The following is a 15,162-nucleotide window of genomic DNA, read 5'->3' as shown; positions in this document are numbered from 1 at the left end:
GCTACAATACTCCTCATACCAATTTAAGAGCAAAGACAATTATGATCACGGTAAATTTAATCTTCACTATTGCGGGGTTATTGTTTGTTTTAATCGCGTTAGTCGGAATCTATGTCTGGAGTGCTAAGAGCAAAACGGTTCCTGCATCTTCTCCGGAATCTATCGAAACATTTGAATCGCTTAGCACTGTGATCCAAAATCGCGCTTCAAGCCATGCACAACTGCATCATGCCGTTGAGATGATTGTGAATCATTTCGGAGCGATCTCGCCCGCTACTATTGCAACGTATAAAAGTCTTGTGGAATCATTATGTGTTCATCCTCATACCGACTCCAAACTCGTTTTGCGGTTTGAAAAAGCACTTCGTCAGACCAATCCCAAGTATGCTCACGATATTGAGCACGCACTTTCGATAGGGCTTGCGGCGAGGGGATGATTTTAGCGGAGCTTATACCCGATAGGGAGGGTGATACGGACTGTTTTGGAGGGTTTTGGAAATTCGGCAGCAGTTGTTTCGATTAACGTACGTGCGGCATCATCGAGGATTTCGAATCCGGAACTTTGGGTGATGCTGATTTGACTCACGGTACGATCAGGGCTAAGGGTAAACGCGACACTCACATCCCCTTGTTGTTTTAATCGGAGTGCGTTTTTAGGATATTTTAGCCGATCAGCCAAAATGTTTCGAATTTTTCCCAGATTTTCCTCTTCATAATTCTCCACCGCTTTTGCTGCAGGTGGCGGCGCTGGAGGAGCTTTTACCACGCTCACGACAGGGGCTGCTTCGGGAGCTTTGGATACGACTGTGGTTGCTGTGATAACGGGCGCCGGAGATACCTGCGTCGGTTTTGTTGGTTTGATCATAGGGATGATAGGTGTTTTGGGCGGTATTATTACCTGGGGTTGGATGGGTTCAGGCACTTGGGGGGGTGCTGCCGTTAGTGGCGGCGTTTGAATCGGATGAGTTTGGGTAGGAGTGCTCGGCTGAAGTAATATCTTGAGCGATATTTTTTCTTCGATCGGCGGTTCTTTTTTTTGCATCACACTCAGCCCTCCGATGAGAAGAGCGATCAGTGCGGTGTGAATACCGACCGAGAATAGAAAAGGTTTAGGGTTATGCACGTATTCCAAGGGATATTAGAGTTTAACTTCTACTTTTGACGAAGCACGCAGCGATTCCGTCGTTTTGTTCATATAGGCTTTAAACTTTTCAACTTTGAGAAATTGTGCAATCTCTTTTTGTACTTTTTCGTATGGGAGCTTTTTATCCCCCTGTTTCATTTTATCGCCGTTAGCATCATAAAACGCTTTTGTCTCTTTATCGGAAACGGTGATTTTTGCCATTTGCTGTTTCATCCACATATCAACGGCGAGGTCATCTTTGATTGCCGCGTATTGGGCTTTAAACGCAGGAGTATTTTGCATACCGCTTTGGACTACTTGGTTTTTGATCAAACTTTGGTTAACGAGCTGATCAACCACTTGACGTTTCATTTTAGGATCGAGTTTATCGAAGCTCATTCCCGGGATCGCTTTGGCTAAAAATGCGTTTGCATCGGTAGAGGTAATAGCTTTTCCGTTAACGGTAGCGAGTGTAACAGGTGCTGCAAAGGCAAAAGAAGAGGTTAAAACCAGTGAAGCTAAGAGGTGAGAGAATCTCATGAAGTTCCTTTTGAACATAAAAATTATGTAATTATAGTGAGTATTTGGTTACGAAAGTGTAAATGCAAGGGAATTGTATGGTGGACCCTAGCGGGATCGAACCGCTGACCTCGTCGCTGCCAGCGACGCGCTCTCCCAGCTGAGCTAAGGGCCCAAAGAAGTTTGGGAGGTGAATTATACGATGCGAGCTCTTAAATGTCAATGAGAAGGAAAAAAGGGTGTTTAGTGTAAAGTTTTTTTATCATCGTGTCGATATAGAGAACATGAAAAACTTAACCTTGATTTTACTATGCGGTGTCGCAAGCATGGCGTTGAGCGCGGATGAATATACGATTCAGACGATCAGTGCTCTTAAAGAGAGCTCGATTACTCCGGCTTTTGAAAAAAAAGTGCATAAAAGCGCACTCCCTGTCACAAAGAAAAAAGAGGGTGAGTGTAACATAGTAACGGTAGGGGGATATCCTAGTGCAAAAAAAGCGCATACGGATCTCTCAAAAGCAAAAAAGATTGCGAAAGATGCTTTTATCCGTCCTGTAAACCGAAATACCCCTAAAGCATGTGAAGGTAAAGAGGGTGCTAAAGCGGCTATGGTTGAGAATAATGCATCGATCGTCAGTGCAAAAGCGGCAGAAGCTAAAAAAGAAGTGATAGTTGCAAAAAAAGAGGTATCTGACCATCCGACTGTAGTTAAGCCGATGACAAAAGAGGTAGTGACTCCATCGCCAAGTGTCGCTATAGCTGAAATAGCCGCAGCTGAAAAAAGCGTTGATAATGCAGAACCGTGCAAAGCTCAGCCGTGCAAAAATGTATCTTCAGCGGTTTACATTTATGACCGTAATATTGGCCGAAAAAGCGATATTTCTGAAGCCATTGAATTTTACAAAAACTCACCTTACTACTCTTTTCGTCCGGTAGCCCTACAGCGCTAAAAAGCGGTTCAGGGTTCCCGATTTACCGCACTGTAGAGACAATCCAAATCAATCTTATGTATTTTTTTCGCTTCGACATGGAGCGATTCAAACAATTCGAGGGCAGTTTCACCGTTTGAAGGGTAGCATACTGCTGCAGAAGGGATAGGGGTTGCGAACAGTTCCTCGATCATCCGTTTTACGATTCCGCACCCGTATCGATCGGTATAGGGCATCACGAAAAAGTAATAGTGTTCCCAGTGAACGATTGAATCGGACGTACGAAGCAAACTCGGAAGATTGGCATCAATTAACGCTTGTGAAATTTTTGAAAAGTCACAGAACAAAATGGTAAAACTCTCTGAACGGTTTTCATCGAGTCGGTCGGATATACCTATGTTGAGGTCGACTAACGCCGAAAAGTTATAAAATGAAAACATCACACCCGCCATTTCCACTCCTTAAATCATTTGAGTATAGTATAACGTTAATTTACTCAAACTAATAATCCTTTAAAAATACAAAGAGTACACTCACTATAAGATAGGGTAAGGTGGGGAGATAGATAATGCCATTAGTCAAGATACTTGCTGTCGATGATCAGGAGTTTAATCTTGATTTGATTGAACTCGCATTTATGGAATCTACGGACGTAGAGATCACACGAACGACCAACGGTAAAGAAGCTCTGGATGTACTGGAAAAAGATCCGAATTATCATGTTATCTTACTGGATTTGGCAATGCCGATAATGAATGGATTTGAAGCGCTGCAGGGGATTAGAGCACATCCGGTTTGGTCTCAAATCCCTACGATTGTCGTGACAGCGAATTCTGAAGAGAAACATCGGGCCCTTAGGGATGGCGCGAGCGATTTTTTGAGTAAGCCGATCGACGTAGAAGAATTGAAACTTCGAACGTTCAATTACGCCAAAATCAAAGAGTATCAAGACAATCTAGCCGATATTAACCGTCTGCTGGAAGAGAAGGTATGTGAACGAACCGCAGAACTTCAAGATGCGCTGATATTTGCCAAAAAAACCGAATACGAAATTTCAGCGCGATTGGGAAAAGCTTCAGAATATCGTGATTTAGAGACGGGAATGCATATTAAACGGATGAGCCACTATTCGGCTAAATTAGCTGAGTTGGCAGGACTCGACGAGGCAGAAATTGAACTGGTCCTTTATGCATCTCCGTTACATGATATCGGCAAAGTAGGGATACCGGATCGAATATTGCTCAAACCGGGACGGTTTACCCCTGAAGAGTTTGAGATTATGAAACTCCATTCCGTTATCGGGGGGAAGATGCTCGAAACGGATGAAAGTTATCCTGTTATCGATGCCGGACGGATTATCGCCCTCCAGCATCACGAAAAAATTGACGGAACCGGATATCCAAAAGGGCTTAAAGGCGGTGAGATTCATATTCATGCAAGGATTGTATCGATAGCCGATGTATTTGATGCGTTGAGTTCGGAACGGGTATATAAAAAAGCATTTACTATAGAACAGACCATAAATATCATTTCTGAGGGGAAAGGGAGCCATTTTGATGCACATTTGGTTGATTTACTGGTTGAAAATCTGGAACAGTTTCTGGAAATAAAAGCGCGGTTCCCCGATGAAGTAGAGACTCCGTCAATTATGCATCTGATCGATCAGTTACAATAAGGAAAAAATGATGCGTATTTTAATAGCCGAGGATGAAGAATACAACCAAATGGTTGTGCAGACGATGATTGAGCTACTTTATCCGGAAGTAGAAGTGTTAATGGTTTCCAACGGCGCAGAAGCGCTGGACAAGCTTAAAACCGAGGCGTTCGATCTGGTTCTTTCCGATGTAGATATGCCGTTGATGAATGGATATGAATTGGTAAGCGAGGTCAAGGCTCTGGGGTTGAATGTACCGATGATTTGCGTTACCGCATTTGCAATCAGCGGGGACAAAGAAAAATTGCTGATGCACGGTTTTGAACGTTACATCTCAAAGCCGATCGATATGGATGATATGAAATTGATCTTAGACCCGTATTTATTACCGGCGGGTATTGAATAATGTACAAATCCATAGATATTGCTTCCATTACTGCTATTTTTGGTATGAACCAAGAGGAGATGGAGAAACGGGAAAAAGTGGGGAGGTATATCCACTCTTTTGCAGCATTGGTATATGACCGGATGTATAATCATTATCTCTTAAAAGACCCGATCTATCATAATATTATTTCATCTTCTGACGTTCCTCGGCTTATACGGATGCAGTCGGAATATTTGAGTTCACTGTTTATTCATCCGTTCGATGAGCGTCTTCTTGAACGTACCCGTCAAATCGGGGATATCCATATTTCTGTCGGACTGCAGTCTATCCATGTATCCCGGGGATTTCATATCTTAACGGAGATTATCATTCAGTTGAGTGAAGTCAATACGCAGATTCGTGAAGATTTGATCATCATTCTTAAAATGCTTCGTATATCCGAGGTCGTGATGAATGAAAGTTATTTTGAGCGTTACGCCGAGCACCAAGAAGATTTAAAAAAAGAGAATGAGATTCTTAATCTTTTTGATAAACTTTATGCCGCTTTGACCATTCATAAACAAAATCAGAAAAAAGCGCTGAAATATTGCAAAGAAGAGAGCGGAGATAGCAGACCGTTTAGTAAGGAAGAAAACTGTCCGTTCACGTCATTGATGAACGAACTTGCGGACAAACAGATGCTGCTTGAAGGATTTGGGATCGATTTAGGCGAAGTGCGTGCTTTGCATCACGAATATCATGAAGCAATTGAGTGTCTGATTGCACCTGGAAGAAAAGATGAGAATGAATTAAGCGCTATTATGGAGAAAATCATGGAGACTTCTTCGGCGTTATACACTGTCATCGACAAGCCGTTGGAAGAAGTATCGGCGACATCCTATCTCGGGGTGCATTCGGGGATCGCATTTTTGGAAGCATGTACTCAGTCCATTCATGATGGACTGGCCAGCCGGGATACGGATGATATTGTCGAAAATATGCGAGAGAAACTGTATGTGCAACTGCATCAGATATTAGGATGGTGTATTGAAGATCTTTACATCGAATTTGAAGCTCTTCCGGATGAGATCGCATGGGATGTAAGCACAAAATTTATTTTAAAAAGCAAACGTATCAATATTGGTGTCGCGATTAAACCGATACCGAATAAAGTTTTCATGGTAGAAATTATTAAAATCCTCCTTGAAATCATTCGTCAAAATTCTCATAATCGTGAACGCGAATATGCTCTGATACAGCTTGTTGATCAGGTAGAGAGAGCTAGCCAGTCCAAGGACATGTTTTTAGCCAATATGAGTCATGAACTGCGAACGCCGCTCAATGCGATTATAGGATTTTCGCAGATTTTAGGGATGAATCAGGCGCTTCCTCAAAATCTCAAACCGTATATCGATAAAATCGGTATAGCCGGAAATAATTTGTTGACACTGGTCAATACGATTCTTGATTTTGCCAAACTTGAAGCCGGAAAATTGACGTTTAAGCCCGAGGTAACAATCGTATCGGGAATATTACGGGATGTGGCGACTATTATTGAACCGATGGCACTCAAAAAGTCGATTGGGTTCGTTTATCCTGAACTGATCTCCTTGGGACTCTATTTGGATCGCCAACTGATCTATCAAGTGCTCTTAAATTTACTCAGTAATGCGGTTAAATTTACCCCTGAAGGGGGAGAAATAAAAATGTTGGTTGATTTTGACGATGAGAAGAGGGTGTACCGATTTGGTGTATGTGATACCGGGATCGGAATTGATGCGAAAGATATCGTTACACTATTTGATCCGTTCACACAAGTTGAAAGCCCGTTTCAAAAATCGGCAAAAGGGACCGGATTGGGGCTGGCGATTTCAAAACGTATTATCGAAGATTTGCATGGAGGACGACTGTGGGTCGAGAGTGAACCGGGAGTCGGATCATGTTTTTATTTTACGATACCGGTATCACAAACACAAAATACAGTGGAACGCTATGTCTCTAGCAATGAAAAAGCTAAACGAATGCTTATTGTCGAAGATGCTCCGGAATATCAAAGAATGCTTCTTGATCGATTGGGGGATCACTATCATCTTGCGTTGACCAACTCCGTCAATAAAGCCAAGGAACTTCTTGAAGGGGAGAAATTTGATTACATTGTTCTTGACTTTTTTCTCGTAGACGGGATCAGTTCGGAAGTATTGCAGTTTATGGAACACAATCAAATCAGAACCCCCGTCATCATCATATCAGCCGAAGATGACAGCAAACTGATCGCACATCTTCCGGATACAGAGAGTGTCGAGGGGATATTTAACAAAGCGCATATTCAAGAGATTTGCGATTATTTGACAAAACGAGTTTAGGAGACCACATCATGATAAACGATATTAAAAGCCTACCCCCTCTTCCTGCGTCTATTGCGCAAATTCAAGCCCTGTGTATGCAAAATGATACGGATATCGAAGCGCTATCTCGGGTGATCGAGGGAGATCCGATGCTCAGTGCCAATATTCTTAAATCGGTCAATTCTCCCTTATACGGAATGAGTAAAGAGATATCGTCGATTCCTCAAGCGATTATGCTTTTCGGCATATCAATGATACGGGGATTTGCTGCCGCAAACGCGATCAAAAAAGCAATCCCGGTTGATTTGGCTCCGTATGGTAAAACGGTCGATGAGTTGACCGACATATCGACACTGCAAAGCCGATTGGCACGAGAGTGGTATCGTAATGTCGATAAAACGATGCTCCCTTTGCTGCAAAGCGGTGCTTTTTTAATGGAATTGGGAAAATTTGTGGCCGCACGCCGCATTATTGCATCCGGGGAATTAGACCGGTTTTCCCAAGAGGTAGATCAAGGTAAGCCGCTTATTGAGATTGAACGGTGCTATTTGGGCTTCAGCAGCTATGAAATTGCGGCAATGATGTTTGAACATTGGAATTTTGAACCTGCTTTGATTGCAGCGTTAAGGGAGATTACCGATCCTTTAACCACTAATCCGTATGCGCAGGTTTTGAATGTCCTTTCCAAAGCAGTCAATTTCCGTAACCCTTTAAGCGAAGAAGGGATTCGGGATGCACATATGGCCATCGAGGGATTTGGGCTGAACCGCGCGGCATTTGATGAAGCGCTTCTCTTGCTAAAAACATGTGAAAAATAGGAAAATGGATTGAGCAATGCCACAAGGAGAAAAACATGGTAAGTGAACAAATACGTTGGAGTGCTAAAGCGGGATGGAGCGGCTATGATGCAGAGAAAGGTAAAACCCGTGATTTGGTACTTGTTTTCTTTGACAACGATGCCTGTTTGGAACCTCAGTGGTATGAAATGCTGAAACAGATGTATCCTAATGCAATGATAGCAGGAGCCAGCAGTTCCGGAAATGTATTGAACACGACGATTAGTGATCAAGATGCAGTAGCGACGGCAATAACATTTGATCGTTCAAAGGTTCGATGTATTGCGAAAAAAATTGTCGATTATGATGATGCAGAAACATTAGGTGCAGCATTGGGGGAAGAACTTCTGGGAGAGTCTCTTCGTCATGTTTTGATCCTCTCCGATGGTTTGGCAGTGAACGGGAGTGAGTTGGCACGTGGGTTTTCTCATATATTACCTGAAGGGATTACGATTACCGGCGGATTAGCCGGTGATGGAACCCGCTTTGGTGCAACCTATGTAATAGCTCAATCTCCGGCACAGAGTGGGATTGTCGCGGCAGTTGGGCTGTACGGTGAGACTTTGAGAGCTAAAAGCGGATGTTTTGCCGGATGGGAAGAATTCGGGCCCGAAAGAATTGTCACCAAATCGAAAGGCAATGTCCTTTATATCATCGATGATAAACCGGCTCTGGCATTGTATAAGAGTTATTTGGGAGAATTTGCCGTTGATTTGCCTGGCAGCGGCCTGCGGTTCCCTATGAGTGTCCGAAAGGACGGCAATGCTACGCCGCTTATTCGAACGTTGTTGGCCGTAGATGAAGAGGCGCAAAGCCTGACATTTGCCGGAGATGTACCGGAGGGGTATTTGTGTCGATTGCTTAAAACCAATATGGATCTTTTGATCGAAAATGCGGGATTGGCGGCAAAATCATCTAAATTAGATCAAAGTGAAGAGTTTTTAGTCATAGCGGTCAGTTGCGTAGGTCGCCGTTTAGTATTAGGGCAGCTGTGCGAAGAAGAGATAGAAATTATTCGTGAAACACTCGGCAATAAAGCGGTAATCACCGGATTTTATTCGTACGGAGAATTATCTGAGGATGGTGAATCACGTTGCTCACTTCATAATCAGACGATGACGTTAGTAAGTATCTACGAATAGGAATCGGGATGTCTGAACAACCGTATCATCGTTTATTAGTTCGACAAATGCGACGGTTCGTTCGACCGGAATTGATTGAGGAATTAGCCCCTTTTTTAGAGAGTATCAATGCGTTTTATGAGGAAGCGGGAAAAGAGAGACGCTTGCTTGAACACACGCTCGATGTGAGTTCCAAAGAACTCGAAGATGCAAACCGATCATTGATGCAGCGGCATAAGGAGATGCACGATTCTATTTTAAATGCATTGAGTGTAGGACTGTTTGCTGTAAATATAGAAGGAAACGTAATTTTTGCCAATGAAAGTGCGTATTCTATGTTGGGGCGTGACGAAGCACAATTGATCGGTAATAATATAGAAACCTTTTTACATGGCAAAGAAATTGCCGAGATAATCGAACACGGTGCCGGTTTTGGACGGAAAGAGGGAGAAACAGAGATATGTGATGCAGGGGGACATGTTATCCCTATCCGTTTTTCTGCTTATCCTATTATGGAAGGAAATGCACCGCAAGGGACTGTTTTTTCATTTTCTGATATTTCAATGGACCAAAAACGTCAAGAATTGATTGATTTACAGAAGCTTGCTCTTGAATCAACCGCTACGATGATGCTGATTGCCGATAGCGATGGAAATATTCAGTATGCCAATGCCGAATTTTTACGTTTTAGCGGATATGAGCAAGAAGAGATTGTGGGAGAAAAATCTCATTTTATTGCAGACGAGCAGATTAATGACCCTGCTATAATCCAGGAATGTTGGAAAACGGTTAAAAGTGGATATGTCTGGGATGGTGAACTCCTTGCGCAAGTAAAATCAGGGGGGATCTATTTCGAGGAGTTAACGGTTACACCATTGATTGAACGGGGGAAAGTAACCCATGTTGTTGCCGTCAAAAAGAATATTAGCGAGCGTATACGAGCTCAAGAAGAATTAAAATTGGCCCGTGATGAAGCGATTACGGCAATGAATCAGGCTAAAGAGGCAAATTCGGCCAAAGATACCTTCCTATCAAATATGAGCCATGAGCTGCGTACACCTCTTAATGCTATTTTGGGATTTTCACAGATTTTGATGGCAAAGCCGGATACGCCGAGTGCGGCGAAAATGTTTATAGAAAAAATTCTCATTTCGGGGAAAAACCTTCTATCCCTTGTTAATACAATCCTTGACTTTTCAAAAATAGAAGCAGGAAAGATGGAGGTGCATAAAAGTGCATTTCACTTGTATGATCTGATTGATGAAGTGAACATTATGATTGAACCAATGGCTGAAAAAAAGGGTTTAAAGCGTTCGTTTCAAATCGATATCGGCGCTTCGATTTATGCCGATCGTCAGCTAATCAAGCAGGTTTTGATCAATCTTCTTAGTAATGCAATTAAGTTTTCACCAGAAAATGAAACGATTACGCTTGAGTTCGCCCATGAAAAAGATCAGGAGGTATTTTGCGTCAGTGATCATGGTCACGGGATTGCACAGGAGAAGATTTCCACATTGTTTGATCCCTTTGTGCAGCTTCGTGAGCATCAAAATGATGCTATAAAAGGGACAGGGCTTGGTTTGACGATCGTTAAAAAGATCATTGAACTGCATGAAGGGAGAATCTGGGTTGAGAGTACGATGGGTAAAGGGAGCCGATTTTACTTTGCACTCCCTAAAGCTGAGGCGTTAACCTATCAAAATTAAATGGGTAGGTCAAAGAAGTACGCGAGCCCGTAATACACACTGTAAAGACCATAAATGAGGATCGCTAAAGCTGCGATACGATTCATGGTTTGACGAAATGCGATCTCTTTGAAAAAACTCACGGACTGTCCGAGTGCGAGGAGCGTCGGTATGGTTGCGAGACCGAATGCCGCCATAATAAGTCCTCCATTGATGATGGAAGCTGATGCAGCCGCTTTCGCGGCGAAGAAAAAGACAAATCCGCAGGGGAAAAAGCCGTTCATTACCCCTAATGCAAAAAAGCTTCCGATGCTTTTACTTTTGATAAGACGTGAAAAAAGGGTTTTAAAAAGAGCGTTGCTTGAAAATCCCCGTTCCAATACATGAATCAGTTTGGAAAGTCCGAACATTCCCAGTGCCGTGATAATCATGATGATTCCGGCAAAGATAAACAATACCCCGTGCATCTCCATACTCAGACTCACCAGTGCTCCGATCCCGCCGAAAATCATTCCTAAGATGACATAGGAGCTGACGCGACCGATATTGTAAGCGCTGTGACGGATGAGTTGCGCACTTTTACTCATGGATGCATCAATCTTGGTTGAACTGTAGGCGACGATAAACCCACCGCACATCCCGATACAGTGGCCAAAACTTCCTGCGAATGCAATCGATATTATTAACCACCATTCGATACCGTGCATAATCAAACCTTTTAGTAAATATCATTAGCTTAAATGATTTTTGTTACAACAGTGTTAAGACTTAACACAAATTTAACAGTTCTATGAAACAATAGCACGAAAATATTTAAAGGATTCGCGAATGAAAAAAGTTCTCCTCTCTTTGTGTACATTGGTAGCCGTTGCAAGTGCAGATCAGCTGGTTAATCTCAAGATCGACGGAATGATGTGTCCGGCGTGTGTGAAAAACGTTAAAGGTTCTTTGAACGATGTTACTGGAGTAAAAGAGTCTACGATTTATCTCAAAGAGGGTAAAGCGGAAGTAAAAGCAGCGGATGGTACTAAACCAGAAGCAATGTGCGCAGCAGTTAAAAAAGCGGGTTATGGCTGCGCGGTAGCAAAATAACAAAAAAGGTGATATACTAATCAAAAATAATTTTGGAGGGTATATGACATTCAAAGAGTCCATTACAACGTGTTTAACGAAATACGCAGTTTTCACAGGTAGAGCGCCACGTTCGGAATATTGGTGGTTTGTACTTGCACAACTTTTAATAGGCTTTGGTATAGGGTTTATCGGTGGATTTCTGGGGATAGATATGGGAGGCTTGTCTCTTATAGCTATGCTTGTTATGTTTTTACCCGGTTTAGCCGTTGCTATACGACGATTGCACGATTTAGGTAAAAGCGGATGGTTCTATCTGTTGATTTTTATCCCTATTATCGGAGCATTAGTATTACTCTACTGGTTTGTACAGCCCTCAGCTCCCGAGACAAACGAGTATGGTGCAGCACCCGTCCTTTAAGCTTTTATCATTCCCGACTTAACCGGGAATGATATTATGCGACGAAACAAGGTTTAGATAAAATACTTTTGAGCATCATGGCGGCTCAGGTCGCTCACGGTCGTTAGTCCTACATCTCCAAACATCAATGTTTGTTCCCCTTCAAAGTCCTGTTTGCAATACGCTAACATCAGTTTTGCCGCTAACACTTTATCGTTGTCATTTGCATTGGCGGATAGGAGGCAGTGGGGACCGAAAAGTTCAGTTGTGATGTGAATAAATTTTTTGTTTTGGATGGCTTCGAGGATATCGTTATCTTCGGCATTACGTCCGATGATCAGTTTTGCACCCTCGGGAAGACGTAGTTGCCGACCGTATTTCAGCGTCGGAATATCCTCTACGGTAAAGGTATCGTGAGCGATAAAATCGCGGATTTTATTAGAGAACTTTTCATCGGTGAGGAGACATCCGCCACCTGGTGCTTCATAATCTTTCAATCCGAATAATTCGGCTAGCTCCATTTGCCGGTCGCGGTTACGTCCGACGATATTTTCGAGTTTGTCACGGTCTACCCACCCTTCTAGTTCCGGGGTTGTCGGTTCGAGCGATTGTGCGCACATAGGACGTAGCAATAAGCCGTCACAATTGCTGAGGTTGAGTACTTTATCAAGAGATTCTCGGTTTTGGCTCATTGGGCGTTGTCCCAGTACTTCGCCGCTTATGAGAAAACTCGCACCCCACTCCTCCATTTTCCGTTTGGCGACTTCGAACATTTTAGCGTGGCAGTCAATACAGGGATTGAAGTTTTTGCCATAGCCGTATTTAGGGGAAAAGAGGACCTCTTTGATGTATTCATCACGGATATCGACACTTCGAAACTCGGCACCGACTTGTTCGCACATATTTTTCATATGTGCTAGACGGTCTTTTGTGGAACCGAATCCGGTATTGATATTGCAGGCGATTACCTCAATTCCTTGATCGATGATAAGTTTCATAGCGAGCGTTGAATCAAGTCCGCCGCTGAATAATGCGATAGCTTTCATTTATGTTCCTAACGCAATCGGAATAAAATCCCGATTACTACGCTAACGCTGTGTTTGCCTCGGCGGCAAGCCCACGTACGCTTGCGTACTTTTTAATTTTGATATTATGTGAGTGGTACTAACTCGCCTTTTTTTAGGCGTTCAATTTTCTCACGAAATTGACGTATTAAATACGATTTTTGATCGAATGATACCGTATTTTGAGTGGTGAGTTTCTTGAGTTCACGATTATAATGGGCAGTTAAAAAGGTAATAAGCTCCTGTTTCAGTCCCTCGTCTCCGTCAAATATTCGAATCCGATCATCCATCATCAAAGCACTTAGCCGAGGGTCGTTTATCTCTCCCCGTAGAGCGGCTTCAAATTCGCTTCCATGGTATTGTAAGAGTGAGCCGTCGATAAAATCGAGGATAGAATCCGTAATATGTGGACGTTCAATCAGAGTTTTAATAAAACTGAGCTCCCAAATATCGTGATGGGAAAGCTGAAGTGGCTTATGCTGGGCATTTTGGGTATTTCCTAAGCGGATAAGCGAGGGGGAGATACCCAGCTTTGAAGCGGTGAGAGGGCGATATTCTTCTTGCAGCAGCGGGGAAAGAGTCTTGAGATATCCGAGACTCTCATGTAATGCACTCTCTTTGGCTTTTGGATCTTGCAGATCATAGCCATCGATGGTTTCGGAGATAACAAATTCGATAAAGGGGATCGGACGATGCAGGAGTGCATTGAGCTGCTCAATTTGTCCGGTTTTGATCATATCGGCCGGATCAAGCCCTCCCTCGAACAAGATAACACCTCCGTCAAACCCTGAACTGCTGAGAAGCTTTGCGGCTTTGAATGCGGCGGCGCGTCCTGCCTTGTCTCCGTCATACGCAACGAATACTTTAGGTTCTCCTTTGCGCAGCAGCGGTAAGTGCTCGCTCGTCAATGCGGTTCCCAGTGTTGCTACGGCATGGGTGAAGCCTGCTTGATGGAGCATTACGACATCGAGGTAACCTTCGGTGACGATGATCTCTCGACGGCGATAAACGCTGTCACGAGCTAGGTGGTATGCGTAGAGGAGGCGTGATTTGTTGAAAATGGCGCTTTGAGAAGAGTTGACGTACTTTGCCTGATGCCCTGTGATCGTTCGTCCGCCGAATCCGACGATAGCACCGCTGGTTGAGTGAATCGGAAAGGTTATCCGTTCGATAAAGCGGGCAAATAGCCGTCCCTCTTCTCCACGTCCGATGGCACCTTGCTCTATCGCTTCGGCGGTCGGGAGGCGGCGTTGATCTAAAAAACGGAGGGTTTCGGGTGACGTCGGAGCATATCCGATGCCGAATCGCTCGATACTGGAAGCATAGATGCCTCGCTCATGAAGGTAATCAAGCGCCGTTTTATTTTGCTCTAGGAGCTTTTGATACCATTCATTCAGCGTTTCTAAGAGGGTGGAACGTTTTTTTTGTTGGGCATTGTCGGTGTAATGAAGGGTAAAATTGGTGGAAGCCGCAAGTTTTTCGATTGCCTCAGGATAACTGAGTTTTTCGTACTCCATGACGAAGTTAATGGAATCTCCCCCCGCGCCGCATCCGAAGCAGTGATATTTCTGGCGGCTCGGATTAACGGTGAAGCTGGGAGATTTCTCATCATGAAACGGGCAGGGCGCTTTGAAACTGCTTCCTGCACGTTTGAGCTCGACGTACGAGCCGACGACATCGACAATGTCAAGTCGGGCTTTGAGAGCCTCGATGGAGTCTTGGGTTATCATACAGCTATTTTAGCGTAACGGTGCTTTGGTTTTGATGGCATTTCGGATACATCTATGCTATAATTCCAATTCGAAAAATTTTAAATAGAAAGTAGGTGATGTGAATGCCTGGTATCGTTCTTAGACAAGATGATAACTTTGATGCTGCTTACCGCCGTTTCAAGAAACAAACAGATCGTAATCTGATTGTTACTGAAGCTCGTGCTCGTCGTAACCATGTTACAGAGACTGAAAAACGTAAACAGTTCAAAATCAGCGCTCGCAAAAAGATGTTAAAACGTTTGTATATGATGCGACGTTACGAATCTCGCCTGTAAT

At 43.5% G+C, this 15,162-nt stretch carries 17 protein-coding genes and 1 tRNA gene; 11 read left to right on the top strand and 7 right to left on the bottom strand.

Annotated elements, in window-relative coordinates:
- Positions 1 to 41 precede the first annotated feature (41 nt).
- Positions 42 to 437 (top strand): hypothetical protein, encoded by a 396-nt coding sequence (locus tag PHI47_RS11350; RefSeq protein ID WP_299937351.1) that lies wholly within the window; start codon positions 42 to 44, stop codon positions 435 to 437.
- Between the two features lie 2 nt (positions 438 to 439).
- Here the strand turns inward: PHI47_RS11350 and PHI47_RS11345 are convergent, their stop codons facing one another.
- The 3 genes from PHI47_RS11345 to PHI47_RS11335 all read right to left on the bottom strand — a co-directional run bounded on the left by PHI47_RS11345 (position 440) and on the right by PHI47_RS11335 (position 1,817).
- Positions 440 to 1,123 carry an energy transducer TonB gene (locus PHI47_RS11345; protein ID WP_299937554.1) on the bottom strand — a complete coding sequence of 228 codons (684 nt, stop codon included), beginning with the start codon at positions 1,121 to 1,123 and terminating at the stop codon, positions 440 to 442.
- A 15-nt stretch (positions 1,124 to 1,138) separates the two neighbouring features.
- Positions 1,139 to 1,663 carry a hypothetical protein gene (locus tag PHI47_RS11340; RefSeq protein ID WP_299937348.1) on the bottom strand — a complete coding sequence of 175 codons (525 nt, stop codon included), beginning with the start codon at positions 1,661 to 1,663 and terminating at the stop codon, positions 1,139 to 1,141.
- Between the two features lie 78 nt (positions 1,664 to 1,741).
- Positions 1,742 to 1,817: transfer RNA gene (locus PHI47_RS11335), tRNA-Ala, on the bottom strand.
- 109 nt (positions 1,818 to 1,926) lie between these two features.
- On the opposite strand from PHI47_RS11335, the gene PHI47_RS11330 reads away from it, so the two are divergent.
- Complete coding sequence (locus PHI47_RS11330) at positions 1,927 to 2,592, top strand: hypothetical protein (protein ID WP_299937345.1); 666 nt, start codon at positions 1,927 to 1,929, stop codon at positions 2,590 to 2,592.
- A gap of 8 nt (positions 2,593 to 2,600) precedes the next feature.
- On the opposite strand, the gene PHI47_RS11325 is transcribed toward PHI47_RS11330, so the two are convergent.
- A complete protein-coding gene (locus PHI47_RS11325) occupies positions 2,601 to 3,023 on the bottom strand; it encodes a hypothetical protein (protein WP_299937342.1) in 423 nt (140 codons plus the stop codon).
- Positions 3,024 to 3,139: 116 nt separating this feature from the next.
- Here PHI47_RS11325 and PHI47_RS11320 point away from each other — a divergent pair, with 116 nt between their 5' ends.
- The 6 genes from PHI47_RS11320 to PHI47_RS11295 are packed head-to-tail and all read left to right on the top strand — an operon-like array spanning position 3,140 to position 10,600.
- Positions 3,140 to 4,246, top strand: a complete 1,107-nt coding sequence (locus PHI47_RS11320; protein WP_299937339.1) for an HD domain-containing phosphohydrolase — start codon at positions 3,140 to 3,142, stop codon at positions 4,244 to 4,246.
- A 7-nt stretch (positions 4,247 to 4,253) separates the two neighbouring features.
- Positions 4,254 to 4,631: a response regulator gene (locus PHI47_RS11315; protein ID WP_299937337.1), complete on the top strand. Its 378-nt coding sequence runs from the start codon at positions 4,254 to 4,256 to the stop codon at positions 4,629 to 4,631.
- A complete protein-coding gene (locus tag PHI47_RS11310) occupies positions 4,631 to 6,955 on the top strand; it encodes an ATP-binding protein (protein ID WP_299937335.1) in 2,325 nt (774 codons plus the stop codon). Before PHI47_RS11315 ends, PHI47_RS11310 begins: the two co-directional genes overlap by 1 nt.
- Positions 6,956 to 6,966: 11 nt before the next feature.
- Positions 6,967 to 7,755 carry an HDOD domain-containing protein gene (locus PHI47_RS11305; protein WP_299937332.1) on the top strand — a complete coding sequence of 263 codons (789 nt, stop codon included), beginning with the start codon at positions 6,967 to 6,969 and terminating at the stop codon, positions 7,753 to 7,755.
- A 35-nt stretch (positions 7,756 to 7,790) separates the two neighbouring features.
- The gene (locus PHI47_RS11300) at positions 7,791 to 8,915 is read left to right on the top strand and encodes an FIST N-terminal domain-containing protein (protein ID WP_299937329.1); all 1,125 of its coding nucleotides are present in this window, start codon (positions 7,791 to 7,793) and stop codon (positions 8,913 to 8,915) included.
- Between the two features lie 8 nt (positions 8,916 to 8,923).
- Entirely contained in the window at positions 8,924 to 10,600 is a 1,677-nt protein-coding gene (locus PHI47_RS11295) for a PAS domain-containing sensor histidine kinase (RefSeq protein WP_299937326.1), read from the top strand.
- Here the strand turns inward: PHI47_RS11295 and PHI47_RS11290 are convergent.
- On the bottom strand, positions 10,597 to 11,286 hold the full coding sequence (locus PHI47_RS11290; protein ID WP_299937324.1) for a sulfite exporter TauE/SafE family protein: 690 nt from the start codon (positions 11,284 to 11,286) through the stop codon (positions 10,597 to 10,599). The two genes, PHI47_RS11295 and PHI47_RS11290, sit on opposite strands and share 4 nt — an antisense overlap.
- A gap of 121 nt (positions 11,287 to 11,407) precedes the next feature.
- Between PHI47_RS11290 and PHI47_RS11285 the strand changes: the two genes are divergently transcribed.
- Both PHI47_RS11285 and PHI47_RS11280 read left to right on the top strand, forming a co-directional pair.
- Positions 11,408 to 11,671 (top strand): cation transporter, encoded by a 264-nt coding sequence (locus PHI47_RS11285; RefSeq protein ID WP_299937321.1) that lies wholly within the window; start codon positions 11,408 to 11,410, stop codon positions 11,669 to 11,671.
- A gap of 43 nt (positions 11,672 to 11,714) precedes the next feature.
- The gene (locus PHI47_RS11280; RefSeq protein ID WP_299937318.1) at positions 11,715 to 12,071 is read left to right on the top strand and encodes a DUF805 domain-containing protein; all 357 of its coding nucleotides are present in this window, start codon (positions 11,715 to 11,717) and stop codon (positions 12,069 to 12,071) included.
- A gap of 53 nt (positions 12,072 to 12,124) precedes the next feature.
- Here PHI47_RS11280 and PHI47_RS11275 read toward each other — a convergent pair whose 3' ends face one another.
- Both PHI47_RS11275 and dnaG read right to left on the bottom strand, forming a co-directional pair.
- Positions 12,125 to 13,096 carry an argininosuccinate synthase domain-containing protein gene (locus PHI47_RS11275; RefSeq protein WP_299937316.1) on the bottom strand — a complete coding sequence of 324 codons (972 nt, stop codon included), beginning with the start codon at positions 13,094 to 13,096 and terminating at the stop codon, positions 12,125 to 12,127.
- A 104-nt stretch (positions 13,097 to 13,200) separates the two neighbouring features.
- Complete coding sequence (gene dnaG, locus PHI47_RS11270; RefSeq protein ID WP_299937314.1) at positions 13,201 to 14,844, bottom strand: DNA primase; 1,644 nt, start codon at positions 14,842 to 14,844, stop codon at positions 13,201 to 13,203.
- 104 nt (positions 14,845 to 14,948) lie between these two features.
- Between dnaG and rpsU the strand changes: the two genes are divergently transcribed.
- Positions 14,949 to 15,161, top strand: coding sequence for a 30S ribosomal protein S21 (gene rpsU, locus PHI47_RS11265; RefSeq protein WP_015652475.1), 213 nt, complete (start codon positions 14,949 to 14,951; stop codon positions 15,159 to 15,161).
- Position 15,162 lies beyond the last annotated feature (1 nt).

The organism is Sulfuricurvum sp. (assembly GCF_028713855.1).
Lineage (GTDB): Bacteria > Campylobacterota > Campylobacteria > Campylobacterales > Sulfurimonadaceae > Sulfuricurvum.
This window is presented reverse-complemented; position numbering and strand designations above follow the sequence as displayed.